This is a genomic window from Bradyrhizobium sp. CCBAU 51627 (assembly GCF_028128765.1).
Taxonomy (GTDB): Bacteria; Pseudomonadota; Alphaproteobacteria; order Rhizobiales; family Xanthobacteraceae; genus Bradyrhizobium.
The window spans coordinates 27,494-53,936 of the sequence record NZ_LBJG01000092.1; the positions used below are offsets into that span (position 1 = coordinate 27,494).

16 protein-coding genes and 1 pseudogene are annotated in these 26,443 nt (G+C 58.4%); 11 read left to right on the plus strand and 6 right to left on the minus strand.

Annotated features, from left to right (window positions below; all coding sequences use genetic code 11):
- Nucleotides 1-2,522: 2,522 nt before the first annotated feature.
- Nucleotides 2,523-3,098, minus strand: coding sequence for a hypothetical protein (locus XH88_RS36505; RefSeq protein WP_271673008.1), 576 nt, complete (start codon nt 3,096-3,098; stop codon nt 2,523-2,525).
- Between the two features lie 1,178 nt (nt 3,099-4,276).
- On the opposite strand from XH88_RS36505, the gene XH88_RS36510 reads away from it, so the two are divergent.
- The 6 genes and pseudogenes from XH88_RS36510 to XH88_RS36535 all read left to right on the plus strand — a co-directional run bounded on the left by XH88_RS36510 (nt 4,277) and on the right by XH88_RS36535 (nt 9,700).
- Nucleotides 4,277-4,552, plus strand: a complete 276-nt coding sequence (locus XH88_RS36510; RefSeq protein ID WP_271673009.1) for a hypothetical protein — start codon at nt 4,277-4,279, stop codon at nt 4,550-4,552.
- 175 nt (nt 4,553-4,727) lie between these two features.
- Nucleotides 4,728-6,080 (plus strand): MFS transporter, encoded by a 1,353-nt coding sequence (locus XH88_RS36515; RefSeq protein ID WP_271673167.1) that lies wholly within the window; start codon nt 4,728-4,730, stop codon nt 6,078-6,080.
- A gap of 1,550 nt (nt 6,081-7,630) precedes the next feature.
- Nucleotides 7,631-8,386 carry a hypothetical protein gene (locus XH88_RS36520; protein WP_271673010.1) on the plus strand — a complete coding sequence of 252 codons (756 nt, stop codon included), beginning with the start codon at nt 7,631-7,633 and terminating at the stop codon, nt 8,384-8,386.
- 42 nt (nt 8,387-8,428) lie between these two features.
- Complete coding sequence (locus XH88_RS36525; protein ID WP_271673011.1) at nt 8,429-8,947, plus strand: hypothetical protein; 519 nt, start codon at nt 8,429-8,431, stop codon at nt 8,945-8,947.
- A gap of 41 nt (nt 8,948-8,988) precedes the next feature.
- Nucleotides 8,989-9,117 (plus strand): annotated as a pseudogene (locus XH88_RS36530) (NEL-type E3 ubiquitin ligase domain-containing protein); the annotation flags it as partial.
- Between the two features lie 118 nt (nt 9,118-9,235).
- Nucleotides 9,236-9,700 (plus strand): NEL-type E3 ubiquitin ligase domain-containing protein, encoded by a 465-nt coding sequence (locus XH88_RS36535; RefSeq protein WP_271673168.1) that lies wholly within the window; start codon nt 9,236-9,238, stop codon nt 9,698-9,700.
- An 806-nt stretch (nt 9,701-10,506) separates the two neighbouring features.
- On the opposite strand, the gene XH88_RS36540 is transcribed toward XH88_RS36535, so the two are convergent.
- The 4 genes from XH88_RS36540 to XH88_RS36555 all read right to left on the minus strand — a co-directional run bounded on the left by XH88_RS36540 (nt 10,507) and on the right by XH88_RS36555 (nt 17,394).
- Nucleotides 10,507-12,732 carry a hypothetical protein gene (locus XH88_RS36540; RefSeq protein ID WP_271673012.1) on the minus strand — a complete coding sequence of 742 codons (2,226 nt, stop codon included), beginning with the start codon at nt 12,730-12,732 and terminating at the stop codon, nt 10,507-10,509.
- 610 nt (nt 12,733-13,342) lie between these two features.
- The gene (locus tag XH88_RS36545; RefSeq protein WP_271673013.1) at nt 13,343-14,584 is read right to left on the minus strand and encodes a cytochrome P450; all 1,242 of its coding nucleotides are present in this window, start codon (nt 14,582-14,584) and stop codon (nt 13,343-13,345) included.
- Nucleotides 14,585-14,840: 256 nt separating this feature from the next.
- Entirely contained in the window at nt 14,841-15,935 is a 1,095-nt protein-coding gene (locus tag XH88_RS36550) for a pantoate--beta-alanine ligase (protein ID WP_271673014.1), read from the minus strand.
- The gene (locus XH88_RS36555; protein WP_271673015.1) at nt 15,913-17,394 is read right to left on the minus strand and encodes a pentapeptide repeat-containing protein; all 1,482 of its coding nucleotides are present in this window, start codon (nt 17,392-17,394) and stop codon (nt 15,913-15,915) included. The genes XH88_RS36550 and XH88_RS36555 overlap by 23 nt, the downstream gene beginning before the upstream one ends.
- A 1,788-nt stretch (nt 17,395-19,182) precedes the next feature.
- Between XH88_RS36555 and XH88_RS36560 the strand changes: the two genes are divergently transcribed.
- On the plus strand, nt 19,183-19,707 hold the full coding sequence (locus XH88_RS36560) for a hypothetical protein (RefSeq protein WP_271673016.1): 525 nt from the start codon (nt 19,183-19,185) through the stop codon (nt 19,705-19,707).
- A 447-nt stretch (nt 19,708-20,154) separates the two neighbouring features.
- On the opposite strand, the gene XH88_RS36565 is transcribed toward XH88_RS36560, so the two are convergent.
- Nucleotides 20,155-20,595, minus strand: a complete 441-nt coding sequence (locus tag XH88_RS36565; RefSeq protein WP_128948656.1) for a VirK family protein — start codon at nt 20,593-20,595, stop codon at nt 20,155-20,157.
- A 698-nt stretch (nt 20,596-21,293) separates the two neighbouring features.
- On the opposite strand from XH88_RS36565, the gene XH88_RS36570 reads away from it, so the two are divergent.
- The 4 genes from XH88_RS36570 to XH88_RS36585 all read left to right on the plus strand — a co-directional run bounded on the left by XH88_RS36570 (nt 21,294) and on the right by XH88_RS36585 (nt 26,437).
- Nucleotides 21,294-21,746, plus strand: coding sequence for a hypothetical protein (locus tag XH88_RS36570; protein WP_271673017.1), 453 nt, complete (start codon nt 21,294-21,296; stop codon nt 21,744-21,746).
- A 359-nt stretch (nt 21,747-22,105) separates the two neighbouring features.
- On the plus strand, nt 22,106-22,270 hold the full coding sequence (locus XH88_RS36575) for a hypothetical protein (protein ID WP_271673018.1): 165 nt from the start codon (nt 22,106-22,108) through the stop codon (nt 22,268-22,270).
- Nucleotides 22,271-24,269: 1,999 nt separating this feature from the next.
- Nucleotides 24,270-24,959 carry a winged helix-turn-helix domain-containing protein gene (locus tag XH88_RS36580; RefSeq protein WP_128948653.1) on the plus strand — a complete coding sequence of 230 codons (690 nt, stop codon included), beginning with the start codon at nt 24,270-24,272 and terminating at the stop codon, nt 24,957-24,959.
- A 26-nt stretch (nt 24,960-24,985) separates the two neighbouring features.
- A complete protein-coding gene (locus tag XH88_RS36585; protein WP_271673019.1) occupies nt 24,986-26,437 on the plus strand; it encodes a type II and III secretion system protein family protein in 1,452 nt (483 codons plus the stop codon).
- Nucleotides 26,438-26,443 lie beyond the last annotated feature (6 nt).

Here is a 26,443-nt window from a genome sequence, read left to right on the forward strand (position 1 = left end):
TACGTACTGCCGTATCGAGACCCGTTTTAGGTTATGAGATCAGCGACGACTGAGTGATCGAGTTCTTCGCCGAGGTCCATCCGATCTTGCCCTCCGTGCCAATGAACTATCCCTACGCGCTCCAGGACGCCGCGCGAAGGCAACGGAAGCCGGAAGACGACGGGCGTGTCGATCCTCAAGCGGTCCGGGCACGACTCGTAGCTTCCTCGCGCACTCACGCTCCCAAAAACTAGCACGAACCAAACTTGCAAGAGCCGGCTGGTGCCATCACGGCAGCTCGCGCAGTGACAAGAAGATTGCACTTGAAATCACGAGTTCATCCAGGCTGAACCGGTTCCTGCCTCCCGATGTAAACCACTAAACTCGCGCACGAGCGCATGCCTTCGACGCTCGCCCCGCCATGCAGCGACTGTCGACGCTCGTTTGTCCGTCTGCAAACCAATGGAGTGTCGCGATCACACCTGTACACCGAGTTGCTTCGATTGCATACCACCCGCATCGGCAAGGCGCGCAACTCCGCCTCCGAACCAGAGCTCGCTTCCAGTGATAACACCTCGATCGGTTGACCCGGACGGAGTTCGCTCCAAAGCCCATTCCGCGCGCCCTTTGCGAGGGCGCTCCAAACGAGCGGGAAGCCCAACCGTTGTCTCATCGCGCAGCGGCCGCAGGCGAGCACAGAGCGCTGGCAATACGCGCCGACGGCTTGTTGCAGCAGCGGCGGACGCTTGAGCGGCTGGCCGTCTGCAGGGGACGAATCGCTCACCGAGGAATTCAAGCCGTGGGGATGCAGCGATGCGGTGAGGTTCTGCACGAGGATCAATCCAGCGCAAGGCACTCGGCCAGAATTGCTTGAGGAACTGCTCGACCCGGCCTTCATCGCCATGCGAACTCAGGTGGGGCATTTCCTTTCATAACCGCAGACGATCACCAGATGGAATGCGAGCCGCGCATCCTTGCTCCCAATCGCCAGACTTTACCAAGCAATCCTAAACGTCCCGCTTCCGGCGCTCGCCGCTATGGCCCGTTCGCCTGACGCTGCTGGGACCCTCCATGAGCAGCATCATCGGCCCCATCAATTTCAGCTTGCTGATGGTGTGAAGCGCGAGCACAAGTTCGGGCGTTGCGATCTGCTATTCGTATTTACCGGCGCCATTGGTGCCCTCCGCGCAGATCGTCGGCGCTAGGTGTGAATGCGGCCCTCTTGGCTGGGCGAGACTTGAGGCGATTGGCATTGGGCCACTCTTTTGCTCGCGAGCCAAACACGTAACCTGCGGCACGTTCGGCCGCCGAGCCTGTATGGAAGGTGCTCGATGCCTGTGTTCCTAAATTCCGCACCGAGACCTCTCCTGGGCAACTGTGACCGCAGCGAGCCCCAACAACACGTCGCCCGTGAAGCCGAAATGAAGGCGATAAAGCCACCAGATTGCGCAGCACCGGTCGAGATCGGACATCGCTAGCGCCCGCCTTATTGCTGCGATCATCCGCACCATCGGCTTCATTCCGCGTATCATCTGGAAACCTCGCCGTCTCGAGGCCCGCGCTCTCCATTCAGTGACGTTTCGGGCGGTGCTGGCTCGCTGTCCAACGTGTGCACCTGCAATAGATCGGAAGCTGACATTCATGTTCGCCATAGCGTTCTTTTCCGCTTTTCGAAGCTGCTCGCACACGCCTATATGCATGCGATCTTGCTCTGATCCTACGGCGGAGCTACTGCTTGCAAAACGCCCAGATCTGGTAGTGCCATTTGACAGGATTCTCATCGATAAATAGGCTCATACGATTTCACTGCTACGCAAAGCAACTGCGCCACTTGCGAGGGTCGTTGCGGCTAGTGACCTTTGCTGCCACTGCTTGAGAATACCTCCGCGTCCGCCAAGACAATCAGGCTCGCACCGGCAGGGCCTCCGCTGCTTCCGATTAAGCCCTCCACGGTCACCGGTTTCGCTGCCCAATTTGCGCGAACTCAGCCGACATCGAGCGCTGGCTGGCGGCCCTACCCCATCCAACCGCGCAGGCAATCTCGGCCGCGTTGCTGAGCAACGCCCGAACAGTTCGGCCCGCAGCACACCATCGTGCAGCGCTTGTTGGGATCGCTCGGAGGCAAAGCAGCCGAGACGATCATTTCGCGCAAGGCGAAAGGTGCGGCGCCGGCCGATGATAGGGACTGAGGCGGGGCGGCGTGCAATGAGCACTCCGCGACGTCCTCTAGTCCTTCCGATCCTGACGCGCGATGGCGCAACGTCGGACTGGCAGACAGCCGGAGCTACCTCGGTCAAGCGAAAGTAACATCCTCAGGTGAGGCATAGGGGGCAATATTACAGGCCAGATGACAGGTCAGCACCAGGCAGACAAATGCCAGGATGACGTTGCATCTCGTGGGCTGCCAGTGGGTCCGATAATGCGTACCCACTGGCGGCGCGAACGATCCACCGCTAAGCGCTGAATTGCCTATCCAGGTAAGGACAACCGAAGTGATCGCAGGGCTCCAGTCCGCCGTGATAGGCTGACCGTGGGGTTACGTCTCATACCCGCGTAAGCTTAACGAACCCTCCTTCGATTAGCTCGGCTTTGTAGGCCCGTTCGTTAAGCAGGATTGTTGTTGGGTTATCAGCGGCCGGCATGAAACCTTCTTCGCGCAGCTTGTCCATGAGGGCAGTTGTGGCCCATTGCTCTGGTAGCGGCGTTCCGTAGCGCAGGTTTTCCCTGAAGAAGGCTCCGAAGTCCGGTACGCCCGCCCGGCCGGCCCCAACGACCTGGTCGTCCGCTGGGTTATGAACAAGACGAACACGGTTGGAGTCATCCAAACCGGCCGTGTAGCGGTGACCTCGGATTTCATAGGTCATCGTCGGCTGGTCCGAGTCCGGCAAGAGACCCCGGTGGAACAGCCTCTCGACCATCAGGTCAGGGGCGATTTGCGAGCCGTGCGAAAATCTCTGGGGAGCGGCGAATGAGACATCTACCGCTTCCTCACGTGCGGCAGATGATGATGGTCCAGCTTCATTCATGATCTGACTGAACAAATCACGATCTTCCTGTGTCCAGACGTACGCCGTCGGTGATTCTGGTGAACGGGCATTATCGATCGAGTTCGGATCCATGAAGCTCTCCTTGCTGTTAATGAGAACAAAGGCCTCTTGAAGATCTCCCCCAGGGAATGAGCTGAAGTTCGTCACGAACTTAGACCGCGGCTTCGTCATCGAGAGACCAAGTTCGAGTGTTAAAGAGGCTGGCTTTCGAGAAGCTGACAAAGATCGAAGAAGAAAAACAAACCCGCGGCCGCATCTTCCACGTCTGATGCGCTCATCTCCGAGCCAACTCTCATTCCACCTGGCCTCGCAGCCGTCGCGCAGGTCTGCTCCGTGCCTCGCGTTCACCTGGTTCGGAGGTCCAAGCGATGCAGACCGCAGCCAGACCCAGTCAGAGCATGTGCATTTCGATCTCTGCCGGCGACCAGTCGTTCTGGCTTACACTTCGAGACGACGCTCGAGCCGCTAATTAGAATGACCGTGCTAGCCGCGCCGGCGAGAGAAGCGACGAGAGTGCGCTTACGGAAGAGCCCGGCAAGCGCGGAGCGAACTCTTCACCTGGTTAGATGAAGAACGAAACTGCTCAGACGCAAAGCAACCGAGACGATCATCCCGCACAGCGAAAAATGCGGCGGTGCCGCCGGACTGCGTTTGCCGCGGCGTCTAATGGGCACTCCGCAGTCCCCGTGCCTCCGAGGTGAGGCAATGCGAATGGCCAACTTTGTCCCGGCTGTTATTGACGCTCTCCGTCCGGCAGATGGCGCTCGTTCCAGCGCGTTGGCAGAGAATTCACTCGCGTCCTTAACAAGGAAATCGTCGTAATTCGTGCGAGTACCGAAGTCGCCGCTGAAATGTCCTCTCTCTCTCTCTCTCTCTCTCTCTAAGCGTCTCTTGGCGAAGAAACGTAGGCCGCCTTCTTGCTCGCCCATCCGGGGCACACGAACGTGTAACCTCACTGATTTGCCTTAACAGCTCCCCAAGTGGTTCACCAAGACGTCCGACCCTGACGTTGGCGCTCACCTAACGACTTGAGGTCGGCATCCTCGGTGTCGGGGCCGAATAGCCGAGCCTTCTCCCCGTCCCGGGTGACGCGCTCGCGCAGGAGATAGCCAAGATGCACGGCGAGCGGCGCCGAACGCACCTTATGACGGACGACATGGGTGTTGATGGTCGCTAGAGGCGAGCGGCCCGTGAGCAGGCGGTTCGCCCGCTCGCAGGCGAGCCGGCCGCGACGGAAAGGTGGAGCACCGATGAATGGTGATCTTGCTCGCGCGCGCGAGACCGTCACAAGCGCGCTGATTGGCGGCAAGCGTCTGGGCGATGAAGACGTAGCCCACTTTATCCTTAAGGAGCGGACGCAACCAGGCGACGCTGAAATGGCTCGAGTTGTCGTCGATCGTGTTCGGCGCCAGCCAATTTTGTCGCAAACTCGCCCCAGCAGCGCAATGCGGCGCCCGATAACTGCAGCAGGTTCTCATGTTTGTCTCGCCGGCAAGGCCAGCGATCAAGGCTTAAATGGTCCGTGAAACCAGGCATTTTTATTGCAGAAGCTGCCGTGAGGTTCGTCGTGACGCGCTCCAGCCTACATTTGGAGAGGCGCAATGGCCGTGAGGGACGCGTTCGGGCAAGTGGAAAGCAACTTTGCGCGACCTGTCTGGTCGAAATGTTCGGGCCGGGATCGCACTCCAGATTGGGTCGAAGATGGCGAGGCAATTTACTCGAGAGAGGCTGGAGCCGGTCCGCGGTCCGGCAGACCAACGCTTGACGGGCCGCGCGGTGTTGGGCGCAACCATGGGCAATATTCTCGAATTCTACGACTTCGGCACCTATAGCTTCTTTGCAATACAGATCGGTCAGGCGTTCTTCCCGGCAACCGACCAATTCGCCAGCCTTATGCTGTCACTCGGAACCTTCGGCGTGGGCTTTGTGACCAGACCGATCGGGGCCATCGTGCTCGGCTCGTATTCGGATCGGGCTGGCCGCCGGCCCGCGATGACCGCCAGCTTTGCCATGATGAGCGCCGCGGTCCTGTTATTGGCTATCACGCCATCGTACGAGACAATAGGACTTGCCGCACCGTTGCTAGCCATCTTCGCACGCTTGCTGCAGGGCTTTGCTCTCGGAGGTGAAGTCGGTCCAACGACAGCCTACTTGATGGAAGCGGCCCCGATGGAAGGCCGCGGTCTGGCGGTCTCCTTTCAGCCCGCGAGCCAACAGGTTGCTGCGACGGCTGGAGCGTTGGTTGGAGAGATTCTGTCGCTAACCATGACAAGTGAGGCGCTCAATGCATACGGATGGCGGGTCGCGCTATTGCTCGGCGCCGCTACGTTGCCGTTCGGCCTTTGGTTGCGGAGCGTCCTACCCGAGACGTTGCACCGCCCGGAGGACCCGGTTCTGGTCACCCAGCCTGCAAGGCGACCGCCTGCCGCTCGCCGCATCATGAGCTTGGGGTTTGTCATCTTGGCCAGCTGCACGATCACTACATATGTTACCGGATATATGACCACCTACGCGTTGACCACCCTCCACGTTTCGGCACCTCTCGCCTTCGGCACCACGCTCATCAGCAACATGGCGGGCATTGCCGCAGCGCTGCTGGGCGGCCTGCTCGCAGACCGCGCAGGCCGTCGGCGCATCATGATATGGCCGCAGGCCGCTGCATTGCTGATGACCTATCCAGTATTCTTGTGGATTGCGGAGAGCCGCAGTGCCCTCGCACTTCTAGGAGGTCTCGGCACGCTCACCCTGATCGGGACGATTCCGTATAGCGCCTTCTACGTGAGCATGGCCGAAAGTTTGCCCAGGAACATTCGTGGTGGCGCCTTCGCGACGATCTACGCTTTTGCGATTGCGATTTTCGGAGGCACAGCTCAACTGGTCGTCACTTGGCTGATCTATCTCACCGGGAGCGTACTCGCGCCCGCTTGGTACATGCTTTTCGCTAGCGCGGCCGGGCTCTTTGCCATGCTGATGATGCCGGAGACGGCGCCGCTCAATCTTATGCCCAGCCATAGACGAACGTCCGTAAAGCCACGACCGCTGCCCTGGGCGTAGCCGAACAGGTTAGGACGACATCTATGACGTCCCGAAATATCGAGCAGGAAGACGCAAAGGGGCGTAGCACGAAAGGCAATCTATCCTGAATATTGGACCAGCTTGACATCGAGCAGGAGCTCCTGCCGGACCGGCAGCGCCGCGGTCTGAAAGGGCTTTCCGGTTTATCCAACGTTCGCCGATGCGGTACTTGGGCGATTGGCGGCCGTCACCGGCGGCTGTAGGTGGGCAGTGACTCTGCTCACAGTTAGAGAACAGATAGGCGCCGCTTGCACCATCCACCAGCATAACCGGCACGGCATAAGGATGCGGCCGCCGAAGGAGCAGCGGCCGCACGAGGCTCGATCCTCATTTTCTGCTTGATTGTTTTCTCGTCAGTGCAGGACGCACGAGGGATCGGTCAAGCAAAAAAATAGGTCGCAGATACCATTCAATGGGTCATCCGCGCACTCAGGATATGATGTATCGGCTACCTCCACCCTGGCGGTGAGCGGTTGCGCGGCAACTTTCGCAGCAAAAGGAGGTACCGCAGCGGTTGCAAGCGCGAGGGCGCTCGCCGTCACCAAAACAGACTTTTTCATTTGAGAAATCGCTTCCCTAGGTTAGCCCCAGCCGTGGTGAGGGTCTATATGACGACGTTGCAAGCGGTAAAATCGATTTTCTCGATCAGATCTATCGACCGAATGGATGAGTTCGGGGCATCACCGTATCGCTCTGTCAACCCGCTCGGCACCTGCAGACCTGCTTTATGATCGAACGCTCGACGCGCCTGCGTCGATGCATTTCTCGGAGCACCCGACAAGAGAGTGTTGTTGAATCTGACTCGTATCGTCCGGATCAGGCCACAGTCGGTTGCATGATGTCGACACATGTGTCCGAACGCACCTGCGTCACAATTGGTCGCGCAATTGTTCATCACCAGACTGAGAGGACCGCGAAAACCGCTTACCAATTCTCTTGTCCGGCTGCGCTGCAGGCCGCAAGCCAAGGCTTCGACGCAGTCGACCCCGGCGGCATGCTAGGCACCGAGCGCGACGACACACCGGGCCAGAACGTGCCATCGGCCGCGGTGCGTCGACGCAGGCCCTTTCCCGGTCCTGTAAGACTAGTCAGCCGAGGAGCGAAGAGGCGAGGGTGACGATGACCGCATCTCGGCTGAACTCATTTCGGCCATTGACAGCAGGCGTCTAGCACAGCTGCAAGGGCCCGGACTTTCTCTAGCGATGAGACTAGTCAGCTTCTCGACAGCTCAGTGTCCTAGGTTGACAACAGCTCGAACCAGACAAGAGGCTCGACCCTGATCAGCTCAACCTGGAAAGGGAGAGGCAGCCGATCCCCCTCAAGATGGCGAGCCTTTCGAGAATTAGATCGTGCGGACATCTCGCCGTCTTTGGTGCGCCGGATCGGCCAGCATATTCGTCCCTCTAAGTTGGGCCACGCTCCATGATTGCCCGCTTCTTCTTGATGGATTGTCGTCACAATGAAAGACCGGCTTTGTGGAAGCGGCGCCCCAGCGCATTTGCTTCATTTTGCCATGAGGGGCGACAACAATGAATACAGATCGGACGCAGCTTGACGGCGACGGCTTTTTCTCAGTTTCCGGCTCCGAAGCGTCCCAATCCGAGGACTCAGAACCCGGCACTCCCGTTGCGGCGCATTGGGACGCGGCTTTGACGGACGCGCGGCCGTCCGCTCCCACTGCAGCAGGGCCGCAGGACCACGTTGTGGACGCGCGAGCGACTGATGAGGGGCAGGACGAAGACGAGAACCGCCAAACCGCCATTATTCAAACGACAGCTTTGCCGGAGAATGGTGGTGAGGCGCTAGATCTCTCCTCCCTCTCCCTGACTGCATTGCCCGCCGCCCTTCCGCCCGAGCTTCAGGTCTTTCACGCGAGAGACAATCAATTGGCGAGTTTGCCCGTACTTCCTGACGGGCTCCGCGTGCTCAATGCAGCGCGCAATCTGCTGACCAGCCTGCCGGCCGACCTGCCATCCCGGCTGCGGTCCCTGATCATCGGCGAAAACTCACTGACAAGTCTGCCCGCCCTTCCGGCAACCCTTCGGGAACTCAGCGCTTACGCCAACTACCTGACCAGCTTGCCTACGCTTCCAACCGGGCTGCGGAGCCTGGTCGTCGATAATAATCAATTGACCAGTCTGCCCGCTCTTCCAACAACGCTTGAGGAACTCTACGCTGCAAGCAACCACCTTACCAGCTTGCCCGACCTTCCAGCCGGGCTGCGGAGCCTGGTCGTTGATAATAATCAATTTGACCATTCTGCCCGAACTTCCAGCAACGGTTGAGGAGCTCCATGCTGCAAGCAACCAGCTGACCAGCTGACCAGCTTGTCTGACCTTCCAGCCGGGCTTCAGAACCTGGACGCCGGTGACAATCAACTGGCCAGTCTGCCGGCGCTTCCGTCAACGCCCCGGGATCTTGTCGCGCCAAGCAACCAGCTTACCAGCCTGCCCGATCTTCCAGCCAGCATTGAAAGCCTGGTTCTCGATTACAATCAGCTGATCGAACTGCCTGAGCCGCTCCCGTCGGCGCTCGAATTGTTAGCGGCCAGCGACAATCAACTGGTGCGGCTACCGGAACTCCCCGCTCCCCTCGAAGTACTTGATGTTAGCAATAATCGGCTGACCGACGTACCGGCGAGCCTGCTGCAGCTAGCCAGCGATGCGGCCATCGATTTGACGGACAATCCGCTGCGAGAGCTGGTTCAGAGCAATCTATTGAGAGCGAGGAGTGCTGCGGACTATGCCGGCCCGCGAATCCTTTTCTCGTTGAGCGAAGAGGCAATGGAAAACCTACGCCCCGGCCGCTGCACGAGGTTGTCGCAGACTGGCTTGGGCAGGACCTAGCCGTGATCGCAACGTGGCAAAGCTTTGCCGACGAGCCTGGTGTGCAGGACTACGCTCGTTTCCTCGACCGGCTTGCAGGCACCGTGAACTACGGCAATAGCGAATTCCGGCAGGCGGTGGTCGAGGATCTGCGGCAGGCATCGGCGAGGCCTCGACTACGCGAGTTGTTTTTCCAGTTGGCCTCCGATGCATGCGCGAGCTGTCAGGATCGGATCACTTTGGCCTGGAAGCATCGAGGACGGCCTGTACGACGATCGGCTCGCCGAGTTGCTCCAGCATGCCCGCGTCATGTTCCGCTTGGAGGCGCTGGACGGAATAGCGCGCCAGACGGTCAATGTCCTTCGTCACTCCAGACCGGTCGACGAGACCGAAGTCCATCTCGCCTACCAGACGCAATTGCGCGATCCGCTGGAGCTGCGACACGTCGCTCCCGACATGCGCTTTTTGACCGTCTCTGGCGTCACCCGCGACGACGTTGAGAGGGCGATGGCAACGGTGCGGCAGCAGGAAACGATAGGTTTTGCAGACTATCTAGCGAGGCGCTGGCAACCTTGGGAAACGGTGCTGAGGCGCATTGCCGCCGAAGAGCACACAGCAATGGACGATCGGCTCATCGATGCGATGGGCGAGGAGTTTCAAATTCGGCTGAACCAACGGCTCGCCGAAGCGGGTCTTGCGGGCGATGCCGACGCCGAGCGGATAATCGGACCTCAATCGTCAACGAGATCGCCCGCGAGATCAAAAGCGAGGTGATGCACCGGGTGCTTAGGGCACACGGCATCGAGCTGTAAGAGATCGGTCAGATCCGTCATATGGATTGCGGTCGCGAGCTCGTGCCATCACTCAAGTCCCCAAAGCTGATCGGGCGACGGAGCCTGCTCTTCCGCCGATGCCAACGTTGCCAAGCTCGTAGGCGACTGAAAAAGCAGGGAAATGACTGACCATAGTCCGTGTACTGAAATTATCCCGGCGGCGCTCGGCGCCATTGTCAGTTGAGTGAAGCAGCTTTGAGGTCACTCGGCTTGAGACGCTCAACCAAGAAAGACAAGCCCCAGCATCGTTCGGGGGCCATGGAGGCGCGATGCTGGGGCTGTCGTAGCCCTATGCAAGAGTAGCAAACAGGCAGTGTTGTTGTGCACCGCCCGATTCGATTCGTCAAAGCAGTGAGGATGCTCAGCTCCCGAGCATCCCGACCCTCCGCGGTCCATTGAAGCTCCACGGACGCTTGAGCGCCAGTTCGCCGCGGGCAGACAGGCGAAAGCACTGACGTCCGGCTGGATCGCCGCCGGCATCAGGTACATGTTTTGCGCCTGTAACACTCGGGGGCCTCGCTTCTCCGGCCTAGCGCCGATATTCACCAGACCCCGGAACGGCTACTTGCCTGGCGACGACCGACAATCCTTGGAATCGCCGGCTGATAACGCTCCCGAGTATTCTCTTCCTCCATCCTTTTGTAAGATGGCGCCCGAAGGGGCTAGGCGCTGATCAAGCAGTCCGCCGAGCCGATCTGGATGCATCAACGCTTTCACCGAACGGCTCACCGCCGCAAGACGACCAGCTCACTGGATTCCCAGGCGAGCCATCTGCGCCGACACATGCTCCGGATCCGAGAGGAGTTGCCAGGGCTGGCCAGCGGTGGTGCTCAACAAGGACTTACAGAACGCAGGAGTGAGCTTGCCCCGGTGGATCACGACGTTGTCGTGCCCCTCGGCGGCTCGAGCGCTCTGCCAGTGTTGATTGTAGCCGCGCTGTTCGTCGGACTTCACATGGCAAGCTGCGAATTCGCGATTGCCGAGCGTTGCCAGTTGCCAGGCATGTACCGGGTGCTTGGTATGGATGTGCACCCACATCGGCCTTGGAATCGCACCATTGCGCAGCGCCTTGGGCTGCAGCTTGATTTCGAACAGCGTCCCTGGCTCTCCCTTCAAGGCGCGCGGTGGATCCACTGACGCCAGTTCCCCCGCGTCCCGCAACTGTTCTAGGTATTTTTGCGATGGAAACGCATAGGTCTTCATGCAATCGCTCGCGATTGCTGCCGTTCGCGCGTTCAATGAGTTTGCCTGTCCCTGAACCTCGGACAACATCCTTTTGAGCCGGACTATTTTTTCGTGCACTTCGGGCAATTGCGCAGCCGTGAGCAGGCCGCGTCGGCGAGGCTCCTCCAGCGCGGCAATACAGGCCTCAATCTCGGAGGACTGCGTCTGCAAGTGGTTGATGACGACATCCAAGACGTGTTCGGCGTCCTCGGGCTTCATGTGCCGGGCTTGCGAGGCGGCGCTTTGCTGAGCAGGCAGATCGAACTGCAGCAGCTCGTCCAATCGTTCAAGTAAGCCCGGCAGTGCTTTCCTGGAGGGCGGAGCCCGCCACATCTGGAGGTGATCGAACGCAGAGGATGACGCGCGTGCCTCCTCCGCCGTGGCGAGTCTCTTTGTGCCGAGATCCGAGAGCACAATGACCTTGCCCCTTGGGGCCCCGGCTGCATCGGGCCTAGCGAGTTGCGGCGCGGGTGGGCTGGCCGTCGAACTCCCCTCCCCTGCGGCTGCTGCGTGCTTTGCTTTGCCCTTTCTGCGCGCCGGAGTGCCTTCGCCGACCGGGATAGTATTCTCTGGCATCGCAGCCCAGGCCGGCGGTTCAATCGTGGCTTCCGTCTTTGGCTGCAATGCCAGCAGCCGCATGACTTCGTTCGCGGTCACCCAGGCAGCTTCCACGATCTCGTCCAGCAACTGCAACGGAAGGTCAGCTTCCGCACCGGCCTCCCTCAGGTTTCCAAGCATGGCGCCCAGTTGGGATGCAAATTCCGAAAGCCGTTCCATGACGCCTTCCAGGACGGCGCGGTGCTCCGCGTCGAGCGCCGCTCCATTGCCGTTCAGAACGGCTCCGGACGTCGAATTGAATGCAGGGAAAACATCTTTGACGAAGGTCCGAAGCAGTCGCACCCCCCCGCTCTCATCGATGAGGGCGTCGCGCACGTCTGGTTCCAACGTGCTCGCTTGCGATTTGACCAAGAGCTCCGCGAGCGCGATCCGCGATTGCAGATGCATGCACTTCATATTAAGCGCCCAGCCGGTATGATGCCTCAGTGCGGCATCTTCGGCGTTGCGCATGTCGGGCGTGCTGCTTGGCAAGTGGGCGGTAGCGGCACAGACAGACTGCGTCCGCTCGAAGCGCAATGCCTTCTTTCCCCACCACTCCATGCAGGCTACATAGCGGTTCGCAACACTTGCAAACAAGCGTCTCAGCTGGGCGGGCGAAGCGACGCCTTTGAGCCCGTCGAGCACGTCTTGTGCTTTCTTTCTGCTCTCCTCCAGCTCGTAGATAATCCAGGTCGCCACTTTATTACATTCGTCAGCCTCCCTCAGAGTGTCATCGCGGAGCCGGCGAGCCTGATCGTCTGGCAGAATGCCGCGCGCCAGATCGGGAGGCAGATTCGCGTAGTATTCCAGAACTGTTGAGCCTGCTTTGATGACCTGATCCATCAGATCTTGCCTCTCTGGCAAGTTTCGGGCGTGCGTGGCCGCTCGACGGCAAGCTTCAAGCTCCCCAACCAGGCTGCTCAATTTTCGCTCTGCTGCCTCGAAGTCGTGCCGCGTTGGCGCCGCTACATCCGAAGTGGGTGGCGGGCTCGCAAGCGCCGCAGAGCGCATCCGCTCCAGGACAGCATCGAAGGATTGACCACGTTCCCGAGGGAAGAGACCAGGTTCCGGGCTCGAACGGCCCAATTCCCCAGTCCTGTCGACCTCGGCGGGCTCAACCTGTGATCGATCAACTCGGCCAACGCCTGCCATACATCATCTCCGAATAATCGAAAGTGCAGCCCGTCTGGATAGACCGCCTCGCTGACGACTAGCTGACCAAGAGCATTCATCCGCATGCGCAAGAAAGAAGATGTGGCCTTGTGTTCCAGCACCATCGCAGCTCCTGTGTTGCTGACCGCATCACTGCCCCGGTGTGATCCGCTAAGACGAGACCGGGGCCCGACGTGCCTGCCCGCGAGATAGTCCGGCCCAATGCCGTGGCTCTGTGCACGCGAACTGGGCCAAGTCATCCCAAACGCTAGAGAGCAGCCAGGCGAGCGCCCGCCTCCTTAACGGCGATTTTTTGGCCAAGCAGAAATGGCCAGCATATGTTGATCGGCAGAGAGCGCTCGCAACACGTGTCCCACCATGCGGTGATGCGGCATCGGAGCCCTTTTCGGCATCTCAGGCGTTTGCAGGTCGAGACGCTCGCCTGACGTATCGCTTGTCACAGGCACTTCAAACGTCTGCCCGGTTGATGAGTAGCCGCCGACGTGCAGCATTTGTTTGGCGTCGATCGAGCCATCTGCGCAGCTTGCAGAAGCCGAGATAGTTCAATCCACCCGCCGCGCGCCAGCGCCGAGACTGGCACGATCAGGGTTTAGGCTTCAATCCGCACGGGCAGAGCGGAATAGCCGTGCACGAAGTTAGATGCAATTCGCTCTGGTTCGCCGACAACCTGGATCTCCAATCCCGCCTGCAAAATCTCTTCCCAGAGGACTCTCAACTGCAGTTCCGCAAGGTGTCGACCAAGACAGCGATGGATTCCGAATCCGAACGAGAGGTGCTGCCGTACATTCTTGCGGTCGATCACGAAACTGTTGGCGTTCTCGATGATCTCTTCGTCTCTATTGCCGGAGATGTACCACATGACGACCTTGTCGCCTTTCCTGATCTGCTTCCCCCCTACGACACTGTCGACCGCGGCAGTGCGGCGCATATGTGCGATCGGCGTCTGGTATCGAATGATCTCGGACACAGCGCTTGAGACCAGCTTGGGATTGTCAGCAAGTTTTCGCAGTTCGGAGGGATACTGGTTTATGAACAGGAGGCCGCCGGTAATCGAGTTACGCGTGGTATCATTGCCCCCAACGATCAGCAAAATCACGTTGCCGAGAAACTCACTTGGCTCCATATGGCGCGTGGCGGGCGAATGCGCCATCAAGGAGATCAGGTCGAGGCGCGGCTCGGCATTGATGCGCTCGTTCCAAAGCCCCGTGAAATAGTCCAGGCATTCGGACAAGATGCTGCTTCGCTTGTCCCAGCTGTCGATCGCATGGCCTGCTTTAGGAGCCGTAACAGCTACGTCTGACCAATAGGTCAGGAGTCGCCGATCCTCGAATGGGAAGTCGAACAGCGTGGCGAGCGTTTGCGTCGTCAACTCTATGGAGACCTTGTTCACCCAATTAAAGTCTTCATTACGAGGCAGGCCATCGAGAATTGACCTAACACGAGAGCGGATCAGGGTTTCGAGTTTCGTCAGGCTTTCCGGTCCGACGATCGGGCTCACGGTATTGCGCTGCTCGGCGTGCTTGGGAGGCCCCATCTTGATGAAACTCTGGGTCCAGTGCTCACCAGGCACGTCGACAATAGTGACACCTTGCTCTGACGAGAACGCGTGGTGGTTTGTGTCTACCGCTACGATATCCCGGTATTTCGTTACGGACCAATATGGACCATGAGTGCTGTTTTGACAGTAGTGAACGGGATCTTCCTTTCGCAACCGCTCGAAGCAAGCCCATATGCTGTCGTCCTGAAAGCGCTTGCTCTCACTTACATCCAGATTGCTGAGCGGGATAACACACGTATCGTCGGCCCTATAATCTTCCAATCGCCTGGTCATGATCATCTCTGCAGATTCCGCTCTCGAGAGCGTACGGCCTAGGGGCGCCTCATCGCTTCGAGCTGCCGCGGCGCTTGGCTGCGACGGGCTTCTCGACCAGACTACCTCACAGTCAGCTGGCCTGGCCCTACCATGTCGGGCAGTAAAAATCGTATTGACTATCGGACTCACTACTCAATGGAACATTGAGAGCTGCCAGCACTGGTTGGATAGCGCACTCCTTTTTATGAAGATCATGCTATCAATAGCGGTCTGGCTAGGGCCGCTCAGGCAGATCGATCCAAAGATCCGGAGCACCGTTTTGGAGTGTATCCTGATCTGGAACGTAGATATTATCGAAAATCCTGAGGCCATGAGCCATTACCCCTCCGAAAATTATGAAAGGGAGCTTGATCTGCTCTAAATCTTCGAAGTTATCAGCGCCGATAATTCGAATAAAATCGAGTTTAAACCGTCGAAACTTGACCCGAGATGTAGCCGACGCTACCAGATCCTTCACGCTAGTCGCTCCTCGGGCGATCTCTTCTCTTGAATAGTTGAGTGACGTGGAGAGACACGACAGCTCATCAAGCTCCGAGCGGCTAAATCGCCTCAAGCGCGACGAAACGGGAACTCCGTTCTTGTATCTAACGGTCGGCACAAACCTTATCTCGCAATCGAGAAGGAGGTCTGCCGCAGCGCGCTTCACCAGGATCGCCTGACCGATATCTTTCAGGCCAAAATAGCTGCGAGTTGGCCGCGCATAGCAGATCCAGCGGATTGCCCCAGTAACGGCTTCCTTCAAATACGCCTCGGGCCCCCCTAGACGCAAATGACAGTCACCTTGCGATACAAACGTTCGATAGCCAGTCGGGAACATTTCGTTGTCGTTCGAGGAAATCACGGCAGTTGCTCCTGAACGTAGAGCAAGTCCAATATCATCGTCCAAATTGAAATCGTATCTCCCACCTGGTCTAAGCTGGATCTTGTTCGGGTAGACTGTGACAATCGCGACATCATTCTCTAATGCCGCTCTTCTGATCAGTTCTGCATGCCCAAGATGCAGGGCGCCGAGCGTGTGCACCGTCCCAATAGTCTGACCTGTTCTTGCGACCTCCCGGATGAACGCCTTGCCTGCGGAAAGACCAGCCAGATGCATTTTCTTACTCCAGTTTTTTTGAACGCCAACAAGAGTTGAGCGCTCGGATCGCCGAAAGGTGCGCCGCCGGGCGTGTCGCGGGGCCGCACGTGCCAACGAGCTCGAAAGAGCTTTAACGTCGACCACGGCACGAACCTGTTCTAAGCTCACAGGCACTGTAGTCACCTCTATTTTGCGGCTTTCGGAGCTGTCAGGTTGACCCTTCTCGCCCACGTTTGATCAACGATGAGAATTCAGCCAGATAGGTTGATGGCTCGCGCGGCTGATCCCCCTCCAGAGCTGCGGGCAGTCCCCGACAACGGTCGACAAAAAACGGTGGCTCGAAAGTGGTTATCTTAGCGCCCGAAAAGTCGACCTTTACGAAGCTGGCCTGGAACGGCGATATCCCACTCAGGTTCGCATCGCGCAGGGACGATTGGTTCATGCGAACGTATGCGGCCCGCGTTGCCTCCAGGTTGCTGTCGGTCATATCCGCAGCGAGATATGCCTGAACGAGATTTGATCCCTCGAGATTTGCGCGACTTAATGCCATTGATTGCGGCGGATCACCGGTGATCATCGACCTGTAGAGGTAAGCCTGGGATAAGTCCGCATGTTCGAGATCGCAGTCGCGCACAAAGGCGCAGCGGCCACGAAAACCGGTGAATTTGGCGGCTCGCATTGTGCTCTCTGTTATCGAAATGCTTTCGCCTGATGCCTGAGATAGGTCCGCTCTGTCCAGCTGGCAGGAACGAATAGATGCACCGTTCAACACAGCACCGGCGAGGTTCGCGTCGGAAAGGCCTACGGACAGAAGCCGCGCCTCGGTCAAGTCTGCCTGCTCCAGCTCAGCCCTGGCAAGATTTGACAGGTGAAGATCAGCGAATGGGGCGCTGAGCGCTCTCGCCCGAATCCGCCCGCTCACCTTTGAGAGTCTCAGATAAGGAAGATGAGCGCCTTCCAAGATAAGACCATCGACGGAGGTGGAACGCACGATCGATAAACAGTCCCCCTTTGACTGGAAAAACGAGCAATTCGCCAGATGCGCCTTCGTGATGGTGACTTGGTTTAGCTTGGCAAGGCGGAAGGAAGCGGAAGGAAGGAAGCATTCATTGATGGTTGACCCCTGCAATTCCGCGCCATCAAAGACAGCATCACTCGCGTCGCACTGGTAAAGGAGGAGCCCGCTGAGCATCGCGCTGTCAAAGCGTGTTCTTTTCATGCTGCAACCGTGAAACAGGCTGCCGGTTGCATCAATTACATTGCGCAGACTGGCGTCATCGAAGTTGCAGACTTGCGCTGCTATCGCATGCATATAGGCAAAATCGAGCTTGGCCCCGAGGAAACTTGCGCGCTCGAGCCCGGGACAGATAAGGTTCGCCCCAGAAAGATCTGCTCGATCCAACTTTGTTCCGTAGAGCTGCGCACGATTGAGGGTACAGCGTCGCAACGGGAAATCTGACAGGTCGTGACCGCTAAAGTTCTCGGAGGATAGCTGCAAACCAATTCCGGTCCTTCTGATCGCCTCCTCGGTTCGCCTCCCAACAGCAGCAACGGCCAGCAGCCGGTCGGCAGCTCGGCTCCAGTACCGAACGAACTCGCCATCTGAAGAAAGCTTGCTTGTCGGATCTGAGCAGTGCTCTGCACCTACGTTCACGGTGCACCCGCTATCAGCGCCGATCCTTTGCGACATGTCGAGAGTTCCGTACTGCCAGGATTACGAGGGGCCTGCTATTGACCTTCTTTGTGCTTGGCCTGGACGCAGCCTGTGCGCTTTGTGACGAACTCGCCTGCCAATTGGTGACAGGACGCGTCGACGAGACTCCTATATGTCGGTGTCTCTCGCGGCCGATGCTTGACCATTTCAGCCGAATTCTTGTCATGCGTCCCCACGGCCACTCGATGCAATTGTCCACCAAACCCGCCAACCCTGATCACGCACGGTCGTTTGACAGCGCCGAGTGCCCGGAAGTGCGATTTAATTCGTCAGCTCTTGGGAACTCCACATCAGTCTCCATCCACCCGAATGTGCGAAATTCTAGGTCTTTTCGGAATGGAGCCGCGGCTTGCGGGCGGAAAGGTGCTCCTGCATCTAGGGCTGCACTCGACCTAGCCTTACCTCATCGGCAGCAACAACCGTGCCAGCCGCATCAGTCGGAATTGTCGAGCCAAATAGGCAGCATAATATCGAAGTTGACGCAGAATGTTCTGAATCTGACAAACACGGTCTCGCCGTCAGGACTCGCATTATGATCGCTAGGGCATCGCGAAAGCAAACACTCCAAGTTCGTTTGCAGGAGGGCAAAAGCCGCAGTCTTCACCTGCACGCAATCGATGACGTGCAATTCGACACGTGCGGATCGCCGGCCTCATGGTTAGCCAAAGCTCGCGCTCGGCGAGGCCTCCTCCGCGCGCCGGCTGGTCCATCTATGGGAGCCCGTGCTGCCTCGATCGAAGTCGCACGCCCCGGGCTTGTTTTCCGACTAACACCCGGCGCGCCGACGGGAACCCTACAATGAGCTTCACGCCACCCCGGCCCGGTTAGAGCGCGATGGCCGCCGCCTGACCCGGCTGTGAGGATCACAGCAGCATCTTGAATAGCATTTCAAAGACATTCATTGCGAACCGATGAAAGCCGGCCCTTGGCAGGCTTCTCCCATGCAGCTCAAGCTCACCGGTAGCTAAGCTTCCGCCGGGCTGCTCCTCCAGGACCTTTCATACGGTGCTGCCGTGAAACGGACAGCGAGGTGGCCCATCCCGCCAAACTCCGCTCTGCAATGAACAACAGGCTCGCCGGCACAGTCGCAATGGCCACGAGTTTTCTTCAAGCAATGAGTCTGGTCAGCTGTTTGACAGCTAAGCCTTCTAGCATAGCAACATCTCTATCCGGACAGGAGGCCGCCGCGATGGCTCAAACTCTGGAAGAGAAGAATGACCGGGATTGCCGGTAAGTCCCACCCGTACGCCTCAACACACGACCGATTCGAGAACCAGACCGACCTGGTACGTTTTATAGACACTGCGCGCGTCTTGGTTCCTGATCCTGATCTGATCAACTTTGTACGATGATATTGAAGGCCAAAAACGGGAGAACGGAGTGGACCCATTTGACAACGTTAACCCATCCGGGGCTGGGATGCATTACCTCGAGCCGCAACAGGAGGAGGCAGCGCAAGCACACTTTGAGCATCAGCTTAGAGCGTCTCAGCCAATCCTCGCAGCATCAGCTTCACCAGGGCCCGGATCGAGCCGGACGGTAACGGATGGCAATAAGAGAGCGCAAGCTATCCCGGAGAATGAACGGTGCGCGGCTGCACCCTTTGTGAGAGCGCGCGCTCAGCTTGCCGCAACGCTGACTTGCGCGAACATTGCGGAACTAAGAAGAGAAATCGAACTCGCTGCGCAAAGATCAGCACAATGGTCAAGAGCGATTAGATCGTCAGGCTATCGCGTCGATAGTAGCCGCGTTTACGACGACGTAGTGGCATCGTCATACCTGGAGCTGGAGCGCTTTCAAAACCACGCCAGCCACTGCAAGCCACATGCGTTGGACCGTCAAAGCGCGATGGCCCATTTGCGTTCCATGGCGGCTTTGCGTTATGACGAGGCCCCCTGGAATATCTGGGGAGGCCAACGGCTTGATCTGGGGCGCGCAGCGGCAGAGCACATGAGGGGTGATACCAGTTCTTCGCCCTTTGTGTCACTGTCCGAGGAGGCCTCACAACTGCTCCTTTCGCCGGACGATGACAACCAGTTTGGCGCCAAAGTCATCGCGGAAACCGCGAATGAGTTGCACACCTATACTGTGCCGAGGGTCGCAACTTGGACGGCCGAAGAGATTGTCAGTATTCTCGAGGACGGGACTGAGAATGATGAACCCGATCTCGCATGGGTGAGTGATACCCCCACTGAGGAACGTGAGGTACTGTTTCTGGGCGGGAATCTGGATGACTATCGGGTGGCTAGCGCACCGAATCCATACAGAAAGTCGGGAGGAAGAGGCTAATGGCACAGGCTCGGAAAGAGTGATTTGCTTTTTCCGATGCTCGGGGCGGTCGAAAGCAGCCTTCGCGCTATAACACTCCGATCCGGCGGCCAGCGTGGGGAACTGAGCGTCATCAACGCGGGCCCGCGGCCGGATCAGATGATGTTCTCACAAGGACCGCGAACAGCGTGCGGACGTAGCGAGATCATCTGGAGCGTTCAACCGAGAGGCCTGGCTCCAACCCATACGACGATTGCCTGAGCCGTCGATCTTCCAACGCCTGAGATCGAATGGAAATCGGCGGCCCTCATGAGCTACCTGAGCAGCAAGTTCAGGCAACTTGATCCTTCCCCGACGAAAGCACGGCCAGAAACACTCTGACCGTGCTGACGATCGATGCCCTGCGCAGGTGTCGATATCATTAAAGGATCAAGTCTTCGAAGCGCCGCCCACGCCCTGCGTTCTTTGTTACCAGACGAACTTTGCGCCATCCGGTATTTCGCAGATGAATTCCCCTTGGTTCACGAGTTCGGTGGTCCCGACGACAAGTTTCGAGGCTCGCACTGTCAGCTTGCCTTCGCGGCTAAGGCTATGGCGGATGTACTCGGTCACGGCATGTCCGGAGCTGTCGACCGTTTGATGAGCATTGGCAAAGCTGATGCCGTTCTGGCCGGTCACCCGGAAGGCATTGATGACCAGACCGGCCTGCGTCGCCGACGCTGGCTTGCCGCCCTCCGCGGAGGTACAGCGGCTCATGTCCAGTATGAGCTTCACGTTCTTCCCCGCCTGGAGGGCACTGAGCACCTCGGTATATTTCGGCGAAGGCTCGTCGGCTCTCGCCGGCACGCTCACGCTCGCGGCCGAAAGCAAGGACAACAGGATCGTTAGTCCTCGGCCAGTAACCTTCATATGCTCTTCTCCCTCGATGAGTGCCGCCGATCGCGGCTTCCAAGACGTCATGCTCCAGAGGCGTTTGGCTGATTCCAGACAACAAGCGCGCTCGCGCTCGTACAAAAGCAGCCTATCGCAACGCGGCGCAAGTCGTTGTGATGGCTAATCCGACATCACAACCTCGTAGGTCAGGTTTGCGGAAGTCGCTTAACTTCCCACGCGTCGACGAGAACGACTTGATGCAGTCGTTCGCTTGGAAACAGCAAACGGAACCGGGTTGCGCTGGTCCATCCCAGGCTTCTAGAGCGACAGAATGCAATTCTCACTTCTGCATAAGCAGACGATCTACGAAAGAACCCTTCCCTCGCCTCAAGCACCAGCTTGTCCATCTTGCTGTGCAAGCGCTGTCTTCCTCGGACGCGTCCGCGATGAAGTGATAGAACGAGTCTGACGCGCCGGTCCGAACAAACTCAGTCAGGGCACCCGATCTCGGCCTAATCGAGCACCAATGTCGGAAGGCACAAGGCAGCACCGATTTGATTCGATGCTTTGCGCGGCTTCCGTCCAGCTGATTATTCGCCTCGCTGACTGACTCCATTCAACTCCCTCAAAAAAGCAGAAGCTAAATGGGCCCTTCCTGGTCTGTCAGCTTCTCGAAAGCTGCACATGCAACACTCTACACCGGCATCCGGCACAAGGGAGAGAGAGGGAGAGAGATGAATGTTGATTCAAACGCAGCAGACACTCCCTTCGAGGCTCACAACGTGTTAGAGCCGCCGGGCCGCTTCGGGCGGCAACAGGATGAGCTTGGCGGTCAGACCAGCGCACCGGCACACACTTCAGAGGATCAAGCAAGCTTCGAGCAGCAGCTGAATGACTTGCATCTAGACGACTTAGATTCGGTCTATACAACGTCGACTTCGGTCCGCTCAGCGACAAATTCTGTCGCTGCCACTTCTTCGTCCGCGCCAAGCGAGGCGACCTCGGAAACCAGTAGCTATCCAGCGCCATCTTTTGTCAGTGCCCGCGCTCAGCTTGCCGCAACACTGACTGGTGCCAATCTTGAAGCGCTCAGGAACGAGATCGACCTTGCCGGGCAGCAAGCGGCGCGCTGGTCACCGACGAGCGCACTGCCGTTGACCAAGACCACGTATTCGACGACGTGGTGAGGTCGTCTTATGTCACACTGCGGCGTTTTCAGAATCAGGATAGTGATTGCAAGCCGCATACGGAAGACAACACGAGCGCCATATTGCATGTTCGCAACACGGCTCGGGATCATTCTTCCGTTGGAGATCATCCGGAGCGGTATCCTATTGACCGGGCGCGCTAAGCTGGCTGGCATATGCGGGGCAAGACAACAACATCACCCTTCGTGTCATTGGTCGAAGATCCGGCAAACTCGCCGCTTCTCGCGATCATTGGGCGAGAGCGATCGCCAACAATGCGAACGCGATCCATACCTACACCGTACCCAAAGCTCACTGTCTGGACGCCCGACGACGTGCTGAGTAGCATTGCGCTTAGAATGAATGCCGAAGATTACGACAACATCGATGTCGACGTCGATCTGATGTGCTCACTCGGCAGAACGCCAACTCGAGAAACCGAGCGCCTCTTTCTGGGCGGAAACTTGGAAAGCTACCAAACCGGTAGCGAAGCAAATCCCTTCAAGCGGGAGGGCAATGAGTAGATGGTCTCGGCCGCACCATTTCGCGGGTTCGTCGGCGTTCAAGCACCATAATACCCGCAAGGAAGAACCGGAAGCGGCCCACCAACTCCGAGTCACGCACCACACTCAAGGCATAGTGGGGCGGCCGACCGCCCGATCAACTCGCCATCAAGCGTAACAGCGGCTGAGGGCTCCGGCGCAAGACGCACCTCCGACGGTCGGGAGAACGCCGGACCACCTCTCTCCCGTGCCCGGTCGTTCTATTATCTTGATACATTGTGCGCTCCAAAGACATGAATTTGTCGGCCGAGCTCACGGCTGGCTGATGGCTTTGGTGAAGGTAAGCCGCCGAACGCGCAGCATCCTCCTCTAGTTAACTCGACCTGAAATTGACCGCGCGGTCCACCACTTGGTAATTCGGCCGCGATCGCATCGGGTATTCACTGGTCCGCAGCAATCCGCGCTGCCACAGGACAGCCGATCCGCCAACTGGATGCGTTCCATCAAAACAATCGATTTTGCAGAGGACGCCTGAAAGCCTCATAGTCGATCGCAAGATGTGGAGGCCGCATTCAAGATGACGTCTGGCAATCGATTCTCTTCTCAATCCCTTGCCGAACAACTTGGCTCGAGCGATCGGCAGTCTGCATCTCGAACGTTACTTCCTCTGCGTCAAGCGGACGTCCGACCCTCGCCACGGTCTTTCCGCTAAATTGACACGTACGAGGCGAATCGGATCGCCGCAATCCTGGCGTCATGGCTTACGCAAGGCTTGCTGAGAACGCCTGCCTCTTCGTGCATTTCAAATCGGTTCCGCTCTACGCTTAGTTGGACGGACAAATGCTCATGACCTTGCACAGAGCGAGACGGCCGTCGCGCGCAGCTCGACGACATGACCGAACTGTGTCGCCGTTACCTCACAACGATTCACAATTGAGGGCACCGCTACAAAGACCATTCAAATGCACTTGAATCTCACCTCGCGTCAGATTGTAGGATTTCCGACAGTCTTGCGACACACAATCCGCTCGCGTGAACTCTTCCTGACAGGTAGCAAAATTGCGAAGGTCTCAAAACTTCAATGCTCAGCCGATCCGGTTGGTCACACTACTCGACTGCTGCTCGTCAGAGCTTGCATCGTGTATCTACTCTGCGAGCGCAAGACGAAGCACTCTCTTCGCTGCCAGACCGGGATCCAGCGCGCCAGAACAACGCGGGCAATCGTTACTTCGTCTATGCCGACGAAAGGCCCAGTTCTTGCGCCGTTCACCAGGTCTGACGAAATGGAGCCGGCTTCACCGCCTCAGACAATGCGCGACAGCAACGCCCTGCCTAACTTGTCCTCATTGGCAGCATCCGCTCGGCTGGGGGCAGAGAGCATCTCGGAAGCGACCGAGCCTCGGGAAAGTTGACATCTTGCTTGGCTAACACCGGCAAGCGAGAGAACGTCTGTCGGCCTTTCACGGCCCATTGGCCGACACATAGCGCGTGAAGTGTCTTTAACGCGGAAAACTTGCAATGTCATGGCTTGACGGCACTCCGGGCTCAACAGCCAAGCACGACTGACCGCGGATCAAGACGAATTGGGGAGTTTCAAATGTCGGTTTCGCAAGTCTGTCCGGCGGCAAATACAGCTACTCTCGCACCGGCCTTCCTTTGGCTCGGGCGGCTTGGTGCGATTGCCACTGCAGGCGTTAGCGTAGCGCATGCAGGCACGGCTATGCTCGGCTCACAGAGTGCATCAGCACGCCGCCAGAACTCTCAGCCCGTAAGGCATCGCAAAGCTCTTGCTAGCGTAACGGATATGTTGAGTCGCACCGCCCGCCCAGGCCACCCGACGCAAGCCGCCGTCTATCCGGTGACGATGGACGCGCATGCATCGATCGCCTGCCACCAAGCTCTTGCATATCGTTTACGGATCTTCGAATTCACGCCAAACCGTCAGGATCTGGGTTCCGCCGATTCTCATGCTCAAACCTAACACGCTCAAGTCCTGCCGAGGACGGACGAGAGGCGATGAATGCGAATTCTCCTGGTTGATCATCATGCGGACTTTGGCCGCGCTGTGAAGGCAACGCTCGTGAATTGCGGGTTCGCGGTCGACGTGACGCCCACGCTGGATGAGGCGTCAGCCGCGCTGGATTGCGCGAACTACCACATCTTACTGCTCGAATCCGTCTTGCCGGACGGAGATAGTTTGGACTGGTTGAAGCAGTTGCGGCGCGAAGGACGATCAATGCCGGCAATGATGATGAGCAGTCTCAATGATCTCAACCGGAGAATTGCGACCTTCAATGCCGGAGCGGATGATTTCCTGCCCAAGCCTGTGTCGATCGACGAACTCATCGCTCGCATGCGGGCCATTTTGCGACGGTCAACGCAAATGACGGCGCCGGTCGTGACATTCGGGAATCTGCATTTCGATCCGATCGCCAGACAAGTCTCGGTCGGTGGTCGGATTCTGAGGATTGCCCGGCGTGAGGTGTGCATTCTCGAACATCTGCTCAATCGCGCCGGTCGCACTGTGCCGCGCACATCGTTGGAGGATAGCTTGTACGCGTTTGACGATGAGGTCTCGACCAATGCGCTGGAAGTCGGGATTTATCGCTTACGCGCGCATTTGAACCAGGCCGGTGCGACGCTCAGGATCAAGACCGCGCGCGGCGTCGGTTACACTCTAGAACTCGTTGGCACAGCATCGGCTGCCTAGCCGTCTCACTTGAAGGCAACAATCGCTTGAAGGTCCTTAACCATGCCGCCGGCGCTCTTCAGCCGCCTGCGATCACCAACCCGCACCGCTCTGCCACTCTGCCGCGTCTCTGCTACCTCCTGTGCGGGCTTGCTTTGCTGTTTCCGCTTGCCGCCTCAGCCGAGACAAAGCGGGACGGCAAAGGAGAGATGCCACGTGCGGCACCTGGCAGCACCACGGGCACGCTCAACCTTACCTCGTCGCAGGGAAAGACAGTTCATCTGAGCGCGCCGGCGGCGACCATTTTTGTTGCCGACCCGGCGATTGCCGATTACCAGGCTCCCTCGAGCAGTACAATTTTCGTGTTTGGCAAAAAGTCCGGGCGGACGAGCCTGTTTGCCCTCAACGAAAACGGAGAGGCTCTTGCCGAGCTGCGAGTTGTCGTGACCCAACCGATCGAGGATCTGCGGGCCGCGCTCAAGGCCGAGGTCGGCGACTATCCGATTCAGGTCAGCTATACCCCGCGGGGCGCGATCCTTAGCGGTACGGCACCCAATGCCGATGTCGTTGAGACGGCGAGGAAGGTCACCGAGCAATTTGTTGGCGCGGGCGCACCGGTTGTCAACAAGATCCAGGTCGCCGGCTCACTGCAGGTGAATCTCAGCGTGCGGGTGGCAGAAGTCTCCCGCAGCGCCGTCAAGGATCTTAATATCAACTTCGCCGCCTCCGGTCCAAATGGCGCTTCCCTTGTCACCGGCAAACCGGGCGGGTCCGGCGCGGCCGGCGGCGGCACGATCGGGGTCGGTTTTAGCGCCGGCAATATCAACCTGAGCGCTGTTCTCGACGCTCTCGCGAGTGAGCACCTCGCCTCAATCCTGGCTGAGCCGAATCTGACGGCGATGTCCGGGGAAGCCGCAAGCTTCCTAGCCGGCGGCGAATTTCCGATCCCGGTCATGCAGGATAACCGGCAGGTTTCGGTCCAATTTCGGCAGTTCGGTGTGAGCTTGGAATTCGTCCCGACGGTGCTCAGCAACAACCAGATCAATGTCCGTGTGAAGCCTGAAGTCAGCGAACTGTCGAGCGAAGGCGAGGTCAAGATCAATGGTACGGCGGTCCCTGCCCTTTCGACTCGACGAGCGAGCACCGTGGTCGAGCTCGCCAGCGGCCAGAGCTTTGCAATCGGCGGCCTCATCAGGCGCAACTTCAACACTGATATCAGCGAGTTTCCCTGGCTCGGCGATGTACCGATCCTGGGCGCGCTTTTTCGCTCTTCATCGTTTCAAAAACGCGAAACCGAGCTGGTTATCGTTGTCACACCTTACATCGTGCGGCCGGGATCAAATCCAGGTCGGATAAGCGCGCCCACCGACCGCATCGCACCGCCATCGGATCCAGGCCGCATTTTGACGAACACGCTGGCACGGCCGCCTCAAGGCCGCAATGCGCCGCGCGCGAGCGCACCAGGATTGACGGGCAACGCCGGCTTTATCATCGAATGAGGATCG